General features: G+C 74.5%; 17 protein-coding genes and 1 pseudogene. 11 read left to right on the top strand and 7 right to left on the bottom strand.

Features of this window, described 5'->3' with window-relative positions; translation table 11 throughout:
- Nucleotides 1-125 precede the first annotated feature (125 nt).
- The 4 genes and pseudogenes from ACI79O_RS17555 (at nucleotide 126) to ACI79O_RS17540 (ending at nucleotide 2660) form a co-directional block, all read left to right on the top strand.
- Entirely contained in the window at nucleotides 126-776 is a 651-nt protein-coding gene (locus ACI79O_RS17555) for a phosphatase PAP2 family protein (protein WP_456914785.1), read from the top strand.
- Nucleotides 773-1519: pseudogene (locus ACI79O_RS17550) on the top strand (alpha/beta fold hydrolase); the annotation flags it as partial. The gene ACI79O_RS17555 and the pseudogene ACI79O_RS17550, both read left to right, overlap by 4 nt.
- Nucleotides 1465-1782, top strand: a complete 318-nt coding sequence (locus tag ACI79O_RS17545) for an alpha/beta fold hydrolase (RefSeq protein ID WP_456914787.1) — start codon at nucleotides 1465-1467, stop codon at nucleotides 1780-1782. The pseudogene ACI79O_RS17550 and the gene ACI79O_RS17545, both read left to right, overlap by 55 nt.
- Nucleotides 1779-2660, top strand: a complete 882-nt coding sequence (locus tag ACI79O_RS17540) for a metallophosphoesterase (protein WP_456914784.1) — start codon at nucleotides 1779-1781, stop codon at nucleotides 2658-2660. Before ACI79O_RS17545 ends, ACI79O_RS17540 begins: the two co-directional genes overlap by 4 nt.
- A 544-nt stretch (nucleotides 2661-3204) precedes the next feature.
- Here ACI79O_RS17540 and ACI79O_RS17535 read toward each other — a convergent pair.
- Nucleotides 3205-3909 (bottom strand): hypothetical protein, encoded by a 705-nt coding sequence (locus tag ACI79O_RS17535; RefSeq protein ID WP_456914783.1) that lies wholly within the window; start codon nucleotides 3907-3909, stop codon nucleotides 3205-3207.
- A 508-nt stretch (nucleotides 3910-4417) separates the two neighbouring features.
- Entirely contained in the window at nucleotides 4418-5371 is a 954-nt protein-coding gene (locus ACI79O_RS17530; protein WP_456914782.1) for a mechanosensitive ion channel family protein, read from the bottom strand.
- Nucleotides 5372-5639: 268 nt separating this feature from the next.
- Here ACI79O_RS17530 and ACI79O_RS17525 point away from each other — a divergent pair, with 268 nt between their 5' ends.
- Both ACI79O_RS17525 and ACI79O_RS17520 read left to right on the top strand, forming a co-directional pair.
- The gene (locus ACI79O_RS17525) at nucleotides 5640-6278 is read left to right on the top strand and encodes a hypothetical protein (RefSeq protein WP_456914781.1); all 639 of its coding nucleotides are present in this window, start codon (nucleotides 5640-5642) and stop codon (nucleotides 6276-6278) included.
- 47 nt (nucleotides 6279-6325) lie between these two features.
- Nucleotides 6326-6955 (top strand): hypothetical protein, encoded by a 630-nt coding sequence (locus ACI79O_RS17520; RefSeq protein WP_456914780.1) that lies wholly within the window; start codon nucleotides 6326-6328, stop codon nucleotides 6953-6955.
- A 224-nt stretch (nucleotides 6956-7179) separates the two neighbouring features.
- Here the strand turns inward: ACI79O_RS17520 and ACI79O_RS17515 are convergent, their stop codons facing one another.
- From ACI79O_RS17515 to ACI79O_RS17500, 4 genes are all read right to left on the bottom strand, one after another.
- Nucleotides 7180-7449: a hypothetical protein gene (locus ACI79O_RS17515; protein WP_456891711.1), complete on the bottom strand. Its 270-nt coding sequence runs from the start codon at nucleotides 7447-7449 to the stop codon at nucleotides 7180-7182.
- A gap of 583 nt (nucleotides 7450-8032) precedes the next feature.
- Complete coding sequence (locus tag ACI79O_RS17510; RefSeq protein WP_456914779.1) at nucleotides 8033-8653, bottom strand: GerMN domain-containing protein; 621 nt, start codon at nucleotides 8651-8653, stop codon at nucleotides 8033-8035.
- On the bottom strand, nucleotides 8650-10023 hold the full coding sequence (locus ACI79O_RS17505; protein WP_456914778.1) for a sensor histidine kinase: 1374 nt from the start codon (nucleotides 10021-10023) through the stop codon (nucleotides 8650-8652). The genes ACI79O_RS17510 and ACI79O_RS17505 overlap by 4 nt, the downstream gene beginning before the upstream one ends.
- A complete protein-coding gene (locus tag ACI79O_RS17500) occupies nucleotides 10020-10739 on the bottom strand; it encodes a response regulator (protein WP_456891706.1) in 720 nt (239 codons plus the stop codon). Before ACI79O_RS17500 ends, ACI79O_RS17505 begins: the two co-directional genes overlap by 4 nt.
- A 147-nt stretch (nucleotides 10740-10886) precedes the next feature.
- Here ACI79O_RS17500 and ACI79O_RS17495 point away from each other — a divergent pair, with 147 nt between their 5' ends.
- The 5 genes from ACI79O_RS17495 to ACI79O_RS17475 all read left to right on the top strand — a co-directional run bounded on the left by ACI79O_RS17495 (nucleotide 10887) and on the right by ACI79O_RS17475 (nucleotide 16196).
- The gene (locus ACI79O_RS17495; RefSeq protein ID WP_456891704.1) at nucleotides 10887-11222 is read left to right on the top strand and encodes an STAS domain-containing protein; all 336 of its coding nucleotides are present in this window, start codon (nucleotides 10887-10889) and stop codon (nucleotides 11220-11222) included.
- A 66-nt stretch (nucleotides 11223-11288) separates the two neighbouring features.
- Nucleotides 11289-11630 carry a hypothetical protein gene (locus ACI79O_RS17490; RefSeq protein ID WP_456914777.1) on the top strand — a complete coding sequence of 114 codons (342 nt, stop codon included), beginning with the start codon at nucleotides 11289-11291 and terminating at the stop codon, nucleotides 11628-11630.
- 174 nt (nucleotides 11631-11804) lie between these two features.
- Nucleotides 11805-11987, top strand: coding sequence for a hypothetical protein (locus tag ACI79O_RS17485; protein ID WP_456891700.1), 183 nt, complete (start codon nucleotides 11805-11807; stop codon nucleotides 11985-11987).
- A 658-nt stretch (nucleotides 11988-12645) separates the two neighbouring features.
- Nucleotides 12646-13275, top strand: coding sequence for a hypothetical protein (locus ACI79O_RS17480; protein WP_456891698.1), 630 nt, complete (start codon nucleotides 12646-12648; stop codon nucleotides 13273-13275).
- Between the two features lie 839 nt (nucleotides 13276-14114).
- A complete protein-coding gene (locus ACI79O_RS17475) occupies nucleotides 14115-16196 on the top strand; it encodes an acyltransferase family protein (protein WP_456914776.1) in 2082 nt (693 codons plus the stop codon).
- Here the strand turns inward: ACI79O_RS17475 and ACI79O_RS17470 are convergent.
- The gene (locus ACI79O_RS17470) at nucleotides 16121-16549 is read right to left on the bottom strand and encodes a glycoside hydrolase family 15 protein (RefSeq protein WP_456914786.1); all 429 of its coding nucleotides are present in this window, start codon (nucleotides 16547-16549) and stop codon (nucleotides 16121-16123) included. The genes ACI79O_RS17475 and ACI79O_RS17470 overlap by 76 nt on opposite strands.
- Between the last annotated feature and the right edge of the window lie 10 nt (nucleotides 16550-16559).

Raw genomic sequence — 16559 nt, 5'->3', positions numbered from 1 at the left:
CCCCCCCCCCCCCCCGACCCACCCCCCGCCCCCCCCCCACCCCCCCCCCCCCCCCCCCCCCCCCCCCCCCCCCCCCCCCCCCCCCCCCCCCCCCCCCCCCGGCCCGGCTCGCCGTCGTCGCGCTCGTGCTGGCCGGACTGCTCACCGGGCTCGGCCTGCTGGTGACCGGCCTCCTGCCGACCACCTGGCTGGGCCGGGTCGACCGCGGTGTCGTCGCCTGGTTCGTGGAGATCCGCAGCAGCGGGCTGACCACCGCCATGGAGACGGTGAGCTCCCTGGCCGGCACCCGGATCGTGGTCGCCCTGGGCCTCGTCCTGGCCACGCTGGCCCTGGCCGTGGTCGCGTGCTGGCGACCGGTCGTGTTCGTCACCACCACACTGGCCGGCGAGGTCGTCCTGTACTGGATCACCGCGCAGGTCGTCGACCGGGTGCGCCCGGCCGTCGCCGACCTCACCTCGGGTCTCCCGACCGGCGCCAGCTGGCCCTCGGGTCACGCGGCCGCCGCCGCGGCCGCCTACGGCGCGGCCGCGGCACTCGTCCTCTCCTACGGGCGGGGACGCGGGGGCTGGGCGGTGCTCGCCCTACCCGTCGTCGTCGCGCTCACCGTCGGGACCAGCCGGGTGTACGTCGCCGCCCACCACCCGACGGACGTCGTCGCCGGTCTCCTGCTGGGGGGTCTGTGGGTGACCGCCTGCGCCCGCCTCCTGCTCCCCCCGCCGGGGCGCGGTACCCGGGCCGGGGCGGGCACGCGGACGGCAGCGGAGACCCGGCGATGAAGGGACGGGCGGCCCTCGCCGCGGCCTCGGCGGCGGTGACTCTCATCGTCCTCCGGCTCCGCGGAACCCGGCACCTCACGGGCCGGCGGCACGGCGACCCGCGCGGTGTGCGCACCGAGGACGGCGTGTCGCTGCACGTCGAGCGAACCGGCCGTGTCGACGCGCCGGTGACCGTCGTCCTGGTGCACGGCCTGGCCGCCGACTCGTCGGTGTTCGACCCGCTCCGCACCGCGCTGCGGAGCCCGGTCCGGCTGGTCTGCTACGACCAGCGCGGGCACGGCCGCAGCGGATGGGCCGGTCCCCGGTCGGCCACCGTGCGCCGGCTGGGACGGGACCTCGGCCGGATCCTCGACGCGTGCACGGACACCGCACCCGTCGTCCTGGCGGGGCACTCGCTGGGCGGGATGGCGGTGCTGGCGCTGCTGCGCGAGCGCCCGGAGCTCCTCGGCGGGCGGGTGGCCGGCGTGGCCCTGCTGTCCACACCGCGGATCCGATCGCCCGGGCCGGCGTGCTGCCCTCCGCGGTCCGCCTCGTCCTGCGAACCGGGCTCGGTCCGGTGGCCGCCCGGCTGCTGTGGCTGGGCGCTCCCGTGCTGCAGCGGGCCGGTCTGGTCCGCAGCCGGATCGGACGGCGGTGGCTGCGCAGGCGGCTGTTCGCCACCGGCCCGCCGGAACCCGCCGTCGCCGCGATGGTCGATCTCTGGGCGGCCACCCCGCTGGCGGTGGTGTCGGCGTTCCTGGCCGGCCTCGCGGCCTACGACGAGCACGCTGCCGTCCGCGTGCTGGGTCGGGTCCCCGTGCTGGTCCTCGCCGGTACCTCCGACGGCACCCTCGCGGCCAGGTCCGCCCGCCGGCTCGCCGACCGGGTCGGACCCGCGGCCCGGCTGGTGCTGGTTCCCGGCGCCGGCCACATGGTGCCCCTGACCCATCCCCGCGCGGTGGCCGCCGCGCTGCGCGCCCTGCTGGCCCGGGTCCGCGCCGGCACCGACGAACGGAGGGCATCGTGAGCCGCTGGCTCAAGCGGATCGGCGCCGCGCTCGGCATCCTGCTGACGCTGGTCCTCGCCTACGGGGTGTTCGTGGAGCCCCGCCTGGTCCTCGACGAGGTGCGCGCCGAGGTGCCGCTGCCCCGCGTCGGCGAGGAACTGGCGGGCACCGAGGTGGCGGTCGTCTCCGACCTCCAGCTGGGCATGTGGTTCGCCAACACCGGCATGGTCGAACGGGCGGTGGCCACCATCACCGCCGCCGAGCCCGACGTCGCCCTGCTCGGCGGGGACTTCGTCTACAGCACCGACCCCAGCATCGAGGCGCAGATCGACACCCTGCTCGAGCTGCTCGGCCCGCTGCTGGACTCCGGCATCCCGACCTTCGCCGTCCTCGGCAACCACGACCACGCCGTCGATGCGGCCGACGAGCTGACGACCGCGCTCGAGGGCGCCGGCGTGCCGGTCCTGCTCAACGAGGCCGCGCCGGTGCCCGGACCCGCGGGTGCGGACGGACCGGCGCTGCACGTCGTCGGTATCGGTCCCGACACCCCCGGCCTCGTCGACGTGGACCAGGCGCTGGCCGACGTGCCCGACGACGCCCCCCGCGTGGTGCTGGTGCACAACCCGACCGTCTTCCCGCAGCTGCCGCCGGGCAGCGCCCCGCTGACCCTCGCCGGACACACCCACTGCGGCCAGGTCGCCCTCCCCGGCACACCACGCTGGGCGTACCTGGCGCTGACCAGCGAGGAGCGGATCGTCGCCGACGGTTGGGCGCCGCAGGGCTACGGCGCGGCGGGCAACCGCATGTTCGTGACCTGCGGGATCGGCTTCAGCCTGGCCCCCATCCGGATCAACGCCCCGCCGCAGGTCGCCTTCTTCGAGCTGCGTCCCGGCGAGTGACCGGGCGCGCTCACCGTGGACCACCGCCCCCGAGAGATCCCTGCCCGCAGTCAGGTCCTCGGTCGGTCGTCGTGCCCCGGTGCCGCCGGACACCGGCAGGGAGCACCCGACACGAACGCCGAGACGCCCGTCGAGCTCTTCCTGCCTCCGCGGTTCTCCGCGTGATGCGCCCGCTGACCGCGGTGGCCCGTCCCGTGCTCTCCACGCCGGTCGGCGGCGCCGACCCCGCGATCGGCACGCGGTGAGAACGGCCGAGCCGGCGCTGCTCGCTCGTCGGGAGCGGGGTACGGGCTGCCTCCGCCACCGGGAGTCACCGCCGAGGACGATCGGACGGACGGCGGCACCGGCACGGCCGCGACCGAGGCCGCCCGTGGTCGGCCCGCAGCCCGGCTCTCCGGTTGACCCGATACCCGATCGGTGCCGCGGGCGGATCCGGCGACCAGGAGGACGCGGTCCCGGCGACCACGGAGGCACCCGACCGCACGCGGTCGGGTGCCTCCGTGCCGAGGAGGGATGAGGCCGCCTCAGCGCCTGCCCAGGTGACTCAACGACGACGCGAGACGTCCTCCGTGACGACCGTGGTGTCGTCGGATCGGTCGATCGGGTCCCGATCGACGACGTGGTTGTCTGTCACGGTCACCCCCGCGGCCGGGGCCGCTGCGGGCGCAACGGTCCGCGGCTCGGAGTTGCGGCTGTCGCGCTCGGCCTCCACGACCGGGCGCCGCAGCTTGCCGCCGAGGATGCCCCCCAGTGCGGCCAGCACCACGCCGGCCAGCAGGGACCAGAAGCTCACCCACAGCGCCGACTCGACGGTGAACCCGCCGCCGGCCGTCCCCAGTGGTCCACCCACCGTCGCCTGACCGTCCTGCACACCGGCGCCCAGTTGGTCGGTGAGGTCGAGCGCACCCGGGACGACGGCGGTCAGGGACAGGACGAACAGCAGGGCCCAGGCGGTGAGACCGTTGGTCACCCCGGCCGCGACACCTCGCGGCCCGGAGAGGAGACCGGCGAGGAAGCCCGCCAGCATCAGGGCCGCGGCCGCGGTCACGCCGATGAACCAGCCGAGGTTGCCGCTGATCCAGCCGTTCCCGTCACCGCCGTCGACGCTGTAGGCCAACGCCAGCCACAGGACGTTCATCAGGGCGAAGAAGCCCAGGGCGATGACCACCCCGGCGACCACCGGCCCCCACCGGACCAGGTCGGTGATCCGCCCGGGCGTCCGGACGTCCTGCTCGATGCTCGTGGCCATGCTGCTTCACTCCTCGGATCGTCGATCGGCGGAGCCGGCCGTCACGCCGGACCGGGCCCTCGGTGCGTGCGGGACATCCCGCCGGGCACCATCCATCGGCACCGACCCGTCCTCGTCGGGCGGCGCCGCGGCGGATTCGCCCGACGCCCCCCGTCGTCGACCGGCACTGCCTCACTGCAGGCGGCGAGGACAGCGGACACCGCCGCGGCGGCGACCCGGGCGGCACCCGGGCGCCTGCAGCTGCGAGGGGTGGGCGTCATGGCCTTCCTCCCGGGCTGCCGACCGTGGCAGGTGGACGGATCGGTGACACCGGTCCACCTGCCCGCCCTCGGAGCGGTCATCCGCTGTCCGGGAGGACCGTCACGCAGGCGTAACGCCAGTCAGCGCCGGCCCGACCAGCCGTCGCGCAATCGTCATCAACCCCGGCCCGGCACCCGGAGTCGTCGGGCCGATCACCTCGGCCAGGTGGGGCAGGTGCCGGACGGAGCCGACCACACCACCGCTCCGCTCAGGTCTCCGGGGTCAGCCGCAGCGGCGGTACCCCGACGACCTCGAAGGTCGCCGAGGCCAGGCCGATGCCGGCCTCCTCGAGCGCGGCGAGGACCTCCCGTGCCATCGTGTCCTTGACGTCGCGGACCCCGTACACCCCGGTCAGGAATCGGACGGTCAGTTCCAGCCAGTTGTCTGTCAACCGCCAGTACACCCGCGGTTCCAGGTCCGCCTCCCGGACGAAGTAGCGCTGCTGCATCGCGGCCAGCGCAGCCGCCGGCACGTCGTCGGCCGCGACGGTCTGCCGCCGGGCGGCGTCGAGCAGGACCTGCTCGGCGCGACCGCGGTCGTCGGTGTAGCGGATGGGGAGACTCAGCTCCTCCCACAGGTAGGGGAAGTCGCGGGTGTAGTTGTAGACCGCCTCGTCGAAGACCTTGTCGTTGGTGACCGTCACGACCCTGCCGGTGTACTGACGGCTCCGGACCCACTGCGCCGGGTCCGCGGGCTGCACGGCGGGGGGCTGCCCCATCTCCATGATGGTGGTGCGGATGAACCCCAGGGCGATCACGTCGCCCCGCACTCCGCCCATCGTGATCCGGTCACCGACGTTGAACGTCTCTCCCCGCAGGATCACCAGGTAGCCGGCGAGCGCGGTGATCACCTTCTGCAGCGCGAACGCCAGGCCGGCGGTGACCAGCCCGATCCCGGTGGCCAGGCGGGCCGGGTCGTCGAACCAGATCGACAGGCCCCCCAAGAGGAGGGCGAGCGCAACGGCCAGGTTGATCCCCTGCCGGGACCAGAACCGCGCCTGCTCGTTGTGCACGCCCCTGAGCAGCAGACGGGCCGCGGCGCGGGCGAGCCAGCGCAGCACCAGGAGGACGACCACCAGCCCGGCGGTCAGCAGGACCTTGGTGCCGTTCTCCTCCGTCAGGAACAGCAGCCGGATCTCCTGACCGAAGACCTCGATGGTCATGTCACCGGAGTCTGGACGCCCTCCGCCCCGGCTGCCGGTCCGGCGGCCGGGGCGGACGTGACGGTCGTGTGACATCCCGGCCGATCCCGCGTCCGGCAGGACGGCGCGGGCAGCAAGACGGTGTGACCGGCCCGCCGCCAGCGGGGCCCCGACCATGCGAGAGGGAACGGTCATGCCGGCGCCCGCAGCCACGACCGGCCAGCCGGACTGGCTCCGAGGTCGCCCGCGGGGGCGCCGGGGCCATCCCAGACGACGCCCGGAGGTATCGATGACCCATCGAGCGATGCGCGCGGCCCGCGCCCGCGCGTCCGTCCTGGCCGCCTGTGCGCTGCTGGCGGTGACCGCCTGCGGTGACCGCCTGGACGAGGACGCACCCCTCGAGGAGCCCGGCCAGGAGGTCGACGGCGGCGCGGTCGGGCCCGACGTCCGGGTCGGCGACGACCTCGCCCTGGCCCAGGTGCAGCTGGAGTACCCGCTCGATGGCGTGTACGAGGAGGGCGAGGACGCCCGCCTGTTCCTGGCGATCACCAACTCCGGCGGCGAGCCGGCCTCGCTCGTCGACGTCAGCGGACCGGACTTCGGCGGGGTCCGGGTCGAGACCGAGGACGGCACCGGCCTGCCGCTGCAGGTGGACGCCAACGACGACCTCTACATCGGCGTCGAGGGCCCACCCGACATGACCCTGCTCGACCTCGACCGGTCGCTGCGCTCCTCGCAGTCCATTCCCGTCACCTTCACCTTCGCCGAGGCCGGCGAGGTCACCGTCGACGTGATGGTCTCCGCGGAGGGACAGAACCCCCAGCCGCCCTACGACTTCCCCAACGACGACCCCGACCAGGACCCCACCGAGGACGACGCGCCGGCGGCCCGTGACCCATCAGGACCTGGGCCGTCGGCTCCGGCCTGACGAGCGCCACGGTCGAGCCGTCCGACCACCGGAGAGCGAGGAGCCACGTGACCTCGGTGCTGGGTGCCGTCGACCGATCCCGGCTACGGCTGCTCGACGGGCTGGTGCTCTGCTGGGTCGTCCTCTGGGTCGTCCTCGGCGCATGGACCGGCCACGAGGTCGGCCGGCTGACCTCGCTGAGCGACTCGGCCGAGGCCTCCGCCCGCGCCGCCGACCGGGCCGGTGAGGCACTGCAGTCCCTGCGGGGCCTTCCCTTCGTCGGCGCCGACACCGGAGCGCTGGGTGACGAGGTGCGGGCCGCGGCACAGGAGGTGTCGGCCGGCGCGGCGGACCTGGAGGTCACGGTGCAGCGGCTGGGCGTGCTGCTCGGCGTCGCGATCGCGCTGCTCCCGCTGACCCCGGTGCTGTGGTCCTACCTCCCGGCCCGCCTCGCCCATCGGGCCGACGTCGGTGCCCTGCGACTCAGGTTGGCCTCGTCACCCCCGGACGAGGGTCTGCGGGCGTATCTGGCCCACCGTGCCGTCGACCGGCTGCCCTACCGGCACCTGCGGACGCTGACCGACGACCCCGTCGGCGATCTGGAGGCCGGTCGTCACGACGTCCTCGCCCGCGCGGAACTCGACCGGCTCGGGCTGACGGCCCATCTGCGGGAGGCCCCGGCGGCCGCGCGGAGCTGACCCCGGCGTGAGGTCACCGCGGCAGCGGCCGGCGCGCTCGTCCCGCCGGCCAGTGGCACCGCTCACCTCCGCGGACCCGGCAGGTACACGCTCCGTGGCTGGTCCATCCGTGAACCCGTCAGGAGCCTGCGAAGGAGCGGTAGCCGTCGTCAGGGGCCAGCGGCGGGTCGTACCCGGCAGCGCCCCTACGACCGGGCGTGCTGGCACTGCGGCGCAGCCGCCGGTCAGCGGCGCAGCGGTTCGACGTAGCGGCCGTCGAGGTGCAAGGCGCTGCGAGCGCTGAGGCCGAGCTGCGCGTAGGCCACGGAGACGACCGCCACGTGGTCACCGACGGCGAAGTCGACCGCCTTGTCGCGGGCGACCATGCGGTCCTCACCGACTTCACTCCCGTCGAGGGTCACCACGATCTCGCCCGTCAGCGTGTCGTGGCGGACCTCGATGTCGCGCTGGCGCCCGTCCAGGGTCACTCGCCAGGCGTTGTCGGCCTCGCTCATCGCTCTCCGTCCTCTGCAGGGTGTCCTCGGGGGCTGTGGCGTACGGACCGCGCTCCGGCGGAGGTCGGCTGCGGCACGAGCCCCGACCTCGGTCTCCCCTGCGCGCCGCGGCGGCAGCCGGCGGGTCCCGACGTCGCGTCCTCGACGGCGCGCCGACCGGGGAACCGACGGGGACCGCGCGGTACCCGTCGGACTGGTTGTCCGCGTCCCCGCCTACCGGTGGGTCCACACCGGCGGCGTCGTCGCTGCCGGTGTGGACTGCTCGCGATGGTGTCCCGTCCGGTCCGCCGCGGTGGGGAACCGGTGGGGTTTGTCACGCACCTGACACGCGCGGACCACCGCGGAGGACCGCGGATGACGACCGGATGACGCAGCAGACCACTGTCCAGACCTGGCATTCCGTGTCCGGCCGGCGGATCGCCTCCGTTCGTGGAGCCGTGTGCCCGCGACGGTCGGCCCTTCGGGGAGCTGGAGCCGCCCTGCGGTGCGACGCCTCGCCGCCGGTCGCGCCGTGCTGCGGTCGTCGGACCGGTCGGCTCCTCCCCGACGGACGGCGGCGGCGTCCGGGGGCGCCACCTGAGGATCAGGACGGTGGGGACTCGCCCGGCGAGAGGAGCGGCGCGTAGTCCGCCGGAGTGAGCGCCTCGGTGGTCAGCGCACCGGAGGGCAGCGGCGCCTCGACGGGTTGGCCATCGATGGTCAACAGGACGTCGTCCACGCCGGGAACGCTCGTGGCGGTCAGCACGAGTTGTGCCACCGCGAGGCGGCTGGCCCACCCGGACGGTGCGTCGGTGGTGCCGCTGATGTCGACGGTGGCCGTCCCCCCGGCGACGTCGGCGACCGACAGCTCGACGTCCGGCGGCAGCGCCGTCGACAACTGCTGGTCCTGCTCGAGGGCCGTCGGCCCGTCCGCGAGGTCGTCGAGCAGGCGCTCGAGTCGGTTCTCCCGCGTGGACCCCGCGACCGCCCGGGCTCGGGGTACGAGGGCGTCGTCGGCGCCGAGCAGGTAGACCCGGGCGGGATCGGCCACCGGCGCCGGGGGCGGCGTCGGGGGCGGCACCGGAACCGAGGTGGCCGCTGGTGAGCTCAGCCCCGCAGGCACCTCCGAGCCCGGGATGGCCTCGGCCGGCGCGCCCATGGGAACCCCGCACCCGGCGAGCCCCGCCAGCAGGACCGCCCCGATGAACGGCCTGGCTCGCCTCACTGCTGCACCCGGGGCAGGGAGAGGACGAACCGGGCACCGCCGGACGGAGCAGTGGTGACCCACGCCGCTCCCCCGTGCCGAGCGGCGGTCTCGGCGACGATGGCGAGACCGAGTCCGACCCCGGGCAGGGAGCGGCGGGCGGCGCGGGACCCCCGGGAGAAGCGCTCGAAGATCCGCTCACGGTCTTCCGGTGGAACGCCGGGGCCGTCGTCGTCCACGCTCACGACGACCGCGCCGTCCCGTCGGTGCACCGACACGCGGCGGGCACCACCGGCGTGCCGGTCGGCGTTCTGCAGCAGGTTGCCGACGGCGCGCTCCAGCGCGGTCTTGTCCCCGAGCACGGCGGTCTCGCCGTCGGCATCGGCGGTCAGCAGGTCCGCGGCACGCCCGCTGGCAGCGAGTACCTCCCGCACCAGCGCGGTCAGCGACACCGGCCGATCGAACTGCGGTGCGGAGGCACCGTCGATGCGGGCCAGTTCCAGCAGGTCGTCGAGCATCCGCCGGAAGCGACCGAGTTCGCGTTCGACCAGGGCCAGCGCCTGCCCGGACCGAGGGGACAGTTCCCCCCGGCGGGTGGCCAGCACCTCCACGCTGGTGACGAGGCTGGTCAGCGGGCTGCGCAGTTCGTGGCTGACGTCCCCGACGAAGCGGGCATCACGGTCGATCCGCGCGGCCAGCGCGTCCACCATGCTGTTGAAGGCGGCCACGATCGCGACCAGGTCGGGGTCGTCAGTGGCCGGCAGCCGGGTGGTCAGCTCCCCGCCGGTGATCCGGATCGCCGCACCGGCCACCTGCTCCAGCGGCGAGATGGCGCGCCGGCTGGCCCACGCACCGAACGCACCACCCGCGACGGTGGCGGTCAGCGCCCCGGCGCCGAGGACGACGGCGAGCGTGCGCAGCACCATCTGCAGCTCGGTCAACGGGGACAGCTCGTAGAACTGCACGCCCGGGACGGGAAGCGGGACTCCGACCAGCAGCGCAGGGCCGGAGGGCGAGTCGACGCGGACGCGTCCGGGCTCGCCCGACTCGACGATCCGCCGCAGGTCCTCGGGCACGTCCCGCGCACCGACGTCCAGGCTGGAGGAGTACCAGGAGCCCCCGCTGCGGACGACGACCTGCGAGCCACCCGAGGGCACCATCTCCCCCAGCAGGTCACCCACCTCGGTCCCCGCCGTCTCCAGACGGCTGCCCAGCACGGTGGCATCGACGAACGCCTGCCGGACCAGGGAGCGTTCCCGCTGGTCGAGCAGGTAGCCGCGGGCCAGGAACCACGTGGTGGCCACCAGGACCGCGGACACGAGCAGCGTGCCCGCGGCGAAGCCGACGACGATCCGCGCCCGCAGCCCCCGTCCCCCGAGGGCACGCCTCACTGCGGGTCCAGCCGATAGCCCAGTCCCCGGACGGTGACCACGATCCGCGGTGCGCCCGGGTCCAGCTCGACCTTGGTGCGCAGCCGCCGGATGTGGACGTCGACGATGCGCTCGTCGCCGAAGAAGCCGTGCTCCCAGACCCGCTCGAGCAGGGTCTGCCGGCTGAAGACCCGGCCGGGCGCCGACGCCAGCTCGCACAGGAGCCGGAACTCGGTGAGGGTCAGCGGCAGTTGCTGCTCGCCGCGGTGGACGGTGCCCCGCATCGCCTTGAGCACCAGCGGCGCGTCGGGATCCTGGTCGAGGACCACCTCGGCCGGACCGGCGTCCGGTGTTCCCTGGCCGCCGGTGGATGCCGCGCGCCGCCGCAACGCCCGCAGCCGGGCGGTGATCTCCTTCACCTGGAAGGGCTTGGTGACGTAGTCGTCGGCGCCGGCCTCCAGCGCGGCCACGATGTCGTGGGTGTCGGCCCGGGCACTGACGACGGTGATCGGCAGGTCGTGGTCGCGGCGGACCTCCCGGATCACGGCGAACCCGTCCATCGAGCCGAGCATCAGGTCGACGAGCATCAGGTCCGGCGCCGCCGCCGACACCTGCCGCACGGCCTCCTCGCCGCTGGCCGCCTCGGCCACCTCGTAGCCCTCGTCCTCCAACGCCCACCGCAGGGCGGTGCGGATCGGGTCGTCGTCCTCGACGAGGAGAAGACGGAGGGCCGGCACGCTGGCGATGCTCCCACCCGGGCGGGTCGATGCCCCCACGCGCACCCGGTCGTCATGAGATCGCAAAGCGGTGAGCGGCCGGATCGCAAAGTCCGCGGACCAACCTGCTGCTGACGACCCGGCCATCCACCGATACGAGGAGACTCCATGACCCACGCCCTCGCGACGAGGACCCCGCACACGTCATCGCGGGGGGACGTGGTGACCGTCCGGCTCGATGACGCCCTGCTCGCCGACGGCCTCGCCGACGCCCGTTGGCTCCTGCACGACGCCCTGCTCGCCGGAGCCCGGCTGCTCGTCGTCGACCTGACGGCGGTGCACTCCCTGTCCAGCTCCGCCGTGGCCAGCCTCCTGTCGGCGCACCGCACCTGCCGGGCCCGGGGCGGCGCCGTCGTCCTGCGGGGAGCCAACCGTCGCGTCGAGGCCCTGCTGTTCCGGACCGGTCTCTGGCGCGTGATCCGCTTGGAGCCTCTCGATGACTGAGCGCCGCCCGTCGGTCTCCGCGACCAGACGACGAGCGCGGCCCCCGACAGTCGGCCCCAGGACCCGGTGGATGCCGTGGAGTGGGGCGCCGGTCACGACCACACCTTCTCGCAGGTCGTCGACCAGGAACGCCGGACGATCCACGCCGGTGGACACCTCACGGTCCAAGGCGCCGACCTGGTCCGGGGCACCGTCCTCCTCCTCCAGCGAGACCACCGTGGCCGGGTCACGCTCGACCTGGAGGACATCCGCACCGCCGACGACGCCGGCCTGCAGGACCTGGAGGGCCTCCGGAGGTCCGTGACCGAGGAGGGTGGCGAACTCGTCCTCCTGCACGTCCCGGTACCCGGGATGCAGCGGGTGCCCGCCGGACACGTCGCTCCACCGCCGGGTCGGCCCGGAACGTGACGATCCCGTGGCGGATGCCGATGACGGTGGCCCCGATGACGACGCGCGGTCAGGCTGGAAGAGGCACCCACGTCCCCTGCTGGACCGGCTCGCGGGACGACGACCTGTGGCGCTCCTCAGGCGATGTCGCCGGTGCCTCAGGCAGAGGATCGACAGGAGAGGTCGGAACAAGCCGTGTTGATCGACAGGTGGCACGTCATCCAGACCCTGCGTGCTGGCGGCAAGCCCGAGGAGGCCGGCCGGGCCGAGCGGATCCTGGACGTGGAGGTCGACACCGTCCGGGACGCCGACCTGCTCCGAGACCTCGGGATCGACCCCGACAGGCGCGCCATGGGCGGTGGCCTGGCCCTCAGCTGAGCCGTCGCGACTGCCACCGCCCGACGCCCAGGCGACGAGGATCGGACAGAGCCACCGCCATGCGTCGCAGGCCGCGGGAAGGTGTGATCCGCCGGCCGAGGCGCCGACGCCCCTCGGCGGAGCCGACACGTCCTCCGCCCTGCGCCACGGGTGCACGAGTCACGCTGCCGCCTCGTCGACCTGCACGGTGTAGCCCGACACCCCGAGTCGCCAGACAGCGGGCCCCTGCTCTCGGACCAGGCCCGAGTCCCCAGCTGGTCGCCGGACCCGATCCGCCGGCCTCGTGCCGTCCGCCTGCGCGAGCGCCTGTCCCCGGTGTCCGCGCCGCGCCCGCGACTCCCGGCAGGACGGATGCCTGCTCGGCAGCCCGAGGACCGTCATCGGACCGTCACGGCCTCGACATCGCTCCGTGCCGGTCCACTGGGCATCCAGAGAGCAGGGATCGCGGGCCGGTCGAGCAGCGGCCCCGGCCCCCCGATCCCGCCGAGAGGGCGCCGTCCCGCGGCGCCGACACCGACGTGGAGGAGACGACGTGGACCTGCGCAGGCACGGACGACGGAGTGCGATCGTGGGCGCCGGGGCGGCGACCCTGACAGCAGCGGCCCTGGTCCTCGGCCCGGGCTCGGCGGTCGGTGCACCACCCGACCCGGTCGACGAGGTGGCCGAGGCGGCCCAGGCAGCGATCGACGCGGCGCAACGGGCGGCCGAGGAGGCGGCCCGGGCGGCCCAGGAAGCGGCACAGGAGGCGCAGGAGGCGGCGGACCAGGCGACCCAGGCGGCTCAGGACGCAGCTGACGAGGCGAGCCAGGCCGCCCAGGACGCCGCGGAGGCGGCCGGCGGCGCAGCACAGGGGTCTGCCGACGCCGTGGACGACGAGGATGGCGACGCCGCGCCGGACGAGGTCGACTGGTTGCCCCAGGATCTCCAGGACGACCTGGCGGACCTGCAGGACCTGCCTGCCGACCAGCGTGCCGAAGAGGTCGAGCAGGTCCTCCGTGACGCGGTGGCCGGCGAGTACGGCGAACGTGTCGAGGACTGGGCCGAGCGGACGGTCGACCTCATGGACGACTTTCCCCCGGACCTGCGCAGCGACCTGCAGGACCTCTTGAGCATGCGGCCCGACGCCGCCCAGGAGCGGTTGCGGCAGGTCTGGCAGGGCGTGCAGGACGGCGACTACGGCCAGGACGTCGAGATGTGGGGTCGGTGGCTGCAGCAGACCTCCCAGCGGTGGGACCTCGGTCAGCTGTTGGAGAGCACGACTGACACCGGCGCGACGAACGCCAACTGACTCGAGGAGTGTCCGCGGGCCGGTCCCCGTGCGTGACTCCTGATCGGTGCGGTGCGGTCATGGCATCCCGCGGCGGGACGCCGGACCGGTCGCTGACGCACGAGCGCTTCCCGCGGCCCGTCGTCTCACTGTGAGCGCACGGCGGGGTGGCGCTGTGTCGCGCCGCGAGATCTCCACAGTCTTGAGAGGTGTCGCCGTCTGCACACCGGCGGGCCATCGACCTCTCTCCGCGAGCCCTCCCGCCCTCGTACGTCGTCGGCGACCACGGTCCTGACCGGCTGCCGGGACCGAACGGCACCTGGCTGCGTCCCGGTGTGGATGCCCGTGCGACCACCAGGAGCCGACTCCTCACTTCCGGCTCCCGGCAACCTCCGGGCCCGATGACGTGCCGGGAGCGTTCCTGAACGCCCTCCGGCCTCAGCCGTACGGTCGGTCACGGACCCGCCGCAGGTCCGTCAGGAGGTCGGATGCCGTCGCGTTCAGCGCTCGAGCGTCGGGCGGTGCACCGCTCGACGGAGGGCCCGGCGGGCGACCCGGACGACCTGCTCGGTACTCCCGACGGGGACAGCAGCCCGGAGGCCGGACGGGCCCTCTGCGGCGCCCGCCCGGGACCACGTCGGGGGAAGCCACGGCACTCCACGGGGCACCCGACGTGTCACAGGGCGAGGACTGCTCCGCACCACAGGACACGGCGTTGCCCGCAGCCGAGCGGAAGGGGCCACTCGCGTGGGGTCGGCGGCAGTGCCGGTGGGGGCCGCTAGCCGGGCGGACGGGCACCGTGGCCGGGGCTCCGGCAACCTGACCTCCTGCGCTGGGACCGCGCGCCCGGGAGTCCGTGCGTGTCCGTCCTGACCCAGTCCACGGTCCGTGGCGTCCCCGAGGCCGGCCGGAGCCGGCGACGGACGGAGCTCGACGGCCTGCGCGCCCTCGCGGTGACCCTGGTCGTGGCCTACCACGTCTCCAGCGGGAGGGTCTCCGGCGGCGTCGACGTCTTCCTGGTCCTCAGCGGCTTCTTCCTCGTCCAGGCGATGAGCGCACACGTGCACCGCGAGGGCCGTGTCCCGGTCCTGCGGGCGGTCACGCGGACCCTGTCCCGGTTGCTGCCCACCGCCGTGCTCGTCCTCCTGGCGACCGTGGTCGCGAGCGTGTGGGTGATGCCGCAGAGCCGGTGGCGCGAGCTGGCGCTGCACCTGCTGTCCTCGGTCACCTTCACCGAGAACGCACGGCTGGTGGACGACGCGGTCGACTACAGCGCGAGCAACGCCGCCGCCAGCCCCATGCAGCAGTTCTGGTCCCTGTCGATTCAGGTCCAGGTGCTGGTGCTGGCGCCGGTCGCCGTCGCCGCGGGAGCCGCCGTCCTCCGGTGGGCCGGCTGCACACGCCACGCCCGGCAGGCAGTCGTGGGCTCGGTGGCGCTGGTGACCGCGGCGTCGTTGGCCTGGTCGGTCGCGGCGACCGCCGCCGACCAGCAGCAGGCGTACTTCTCCTCCCTGCCCCGGCTGTGGGAGCTGGGTGCCGGTGCTCTGGTGGCCCTCCTGCTGCGCGACGTCCGCCCGGGACCGAACTCGGCAGCGGCGCTCGGCTGGGGCGGTGTGGTCGCGCTCGTCGCCTGCGGCGCCGTCCTCGACGGAGCTCACGAGTTCCCCGGCTGGCAGGCGAGCTGGCCGGTGCTGTGTGCCGTGGCCGTGCTCGTCGCCGCCGACCACGGGGGCCCGCGGGGAGTCCACCGGGTCCTCGGTGCCGCCCCGGTGCGCTGGCTGGGCGCCCGCTCCTACCCCCTCTACCTGTGGCATTGGCCCGTGCTGGTCCTCTACCTGGTCCACACGCAGCGGGAGACTCCCTCGCCGCGGGGCGCGGCCGCCGTCGTCGCCCTGTCCCTCGTCCTCGCCGCGGTGACCCATCGGCTGGTCGAGCGGCCGGCGGCAGACCGGCTCAAGGCACGTCGCCCCGTCGGGGCCCTGGCCCTCGTCGCGGTCGCGGCCCTGCCGCTGGCCGCGACGGGCGGGCTCGTGCTGACGTGGTTGGACCGGGGCGCATCCCGCGTCGCGACGGCAGCCGACGATCCCGCGTACCCGGGGGCGGCCGCGCTGGGCAGTCCCCTGATCCACACCGGCGGCGTCGAGGGCGTGGAGCCGCTCCCGTCGATGTCGGTGATCCGCGACGACTGGCCGAGGCTCCCCGGTGCGACGTGCCGGAGCGAGGACGAGTTCGGGTGGCAGTCCACAGAGGCCGAGGTCTGCGTCCTCGGCTCCGACGACCGCCCGCGCCGCGTGGTCGTCGTCGGCGACTCACACGTCGCCCAGTGGCTGCCTCCGCTGGCGGCGATGGCCGAGACGCACTCGTGGCAGGTCGTGGCGATGGTGCGCGGCGGCTGCAACCTGTCCACGGAGTCGGAGTTCATCCAGGAGGGCTGGCCCGGGTACGAGGAGTGCGCGACCTGGCGGGCCCACCTGGTCGACCGCATCGTGTCCCTGGAACCGGATCTCGTCGTCTCGCTCGGGACGCGGACCGGATCCGGGCCGGGCGAGGAGTTCGTCCCGCCGGGCTTCCTGGCGGCCTGGACCCAGCTGTCGGATGCGGGCCTGCGCGTGATCGCCCTGCGGGACAGCCCGCGGCACGTGGACGACGTTCCCGACTGCATGGCGCGGTGGGGTGACGCCTCAGCGGCCTGCGAGGTGCCGCGCTCCTCGGTCTACACCGGGTCTCTGCTCGCGGAGGCCGAGCCGTCGTTGCCCCCGGGGGTGAGCGTCCTGGACACCAGTCCCTACTTCTGCACGGACACCACGTGCCCCGCGCTGATCGGCAACGTGCGGGTCTACATGGACGACGGGCACGTCACCGCGACCTACATGAGCACCGTCCGGGCGGTGCTGGAGGACGACTTCCTCGCCCTCGCGGGCTGCGCGTTGGCGCCGTGCTGACCGGCGTCCGGGCGTCCGGGCGTCCGGGCGTCCGGGCGTCGATCGGGCACGGCCATCTGGCCGGACCGCCCGCCGGCTGCCGTCACTCGACCGGCCGGCCCCGCCGAGCCAGCCGGGTACTCCTGCAGCGGCACCTCACCGGCGCCCCACGCCGCGAGGACCGGTGCGACGGCGACCGCGCACAGCGCGACCGAGTAGGTGAACGGCCGCCCTGGGGTGCGGACCTCCCAGATGCCGTGGTCCGGAGTCGTCCAGTTCTCGATGGTGGCCTCGGTGAGGTCGCACAACGCTGCCCACAGGTGGTCGTCGACCGACCCACCGGAGCCGACCCACCCCCAGGCGACGTCGAGCAGCTCCCCGTAG

Source organism: Geodermatophilus sp. SYSU D00696 (assembly GCF_054050235.1).
Note: the sequence above shows the minus strand (reverse complement) of the source record. Positions and strands in the feature narration are given on the sequence as shown.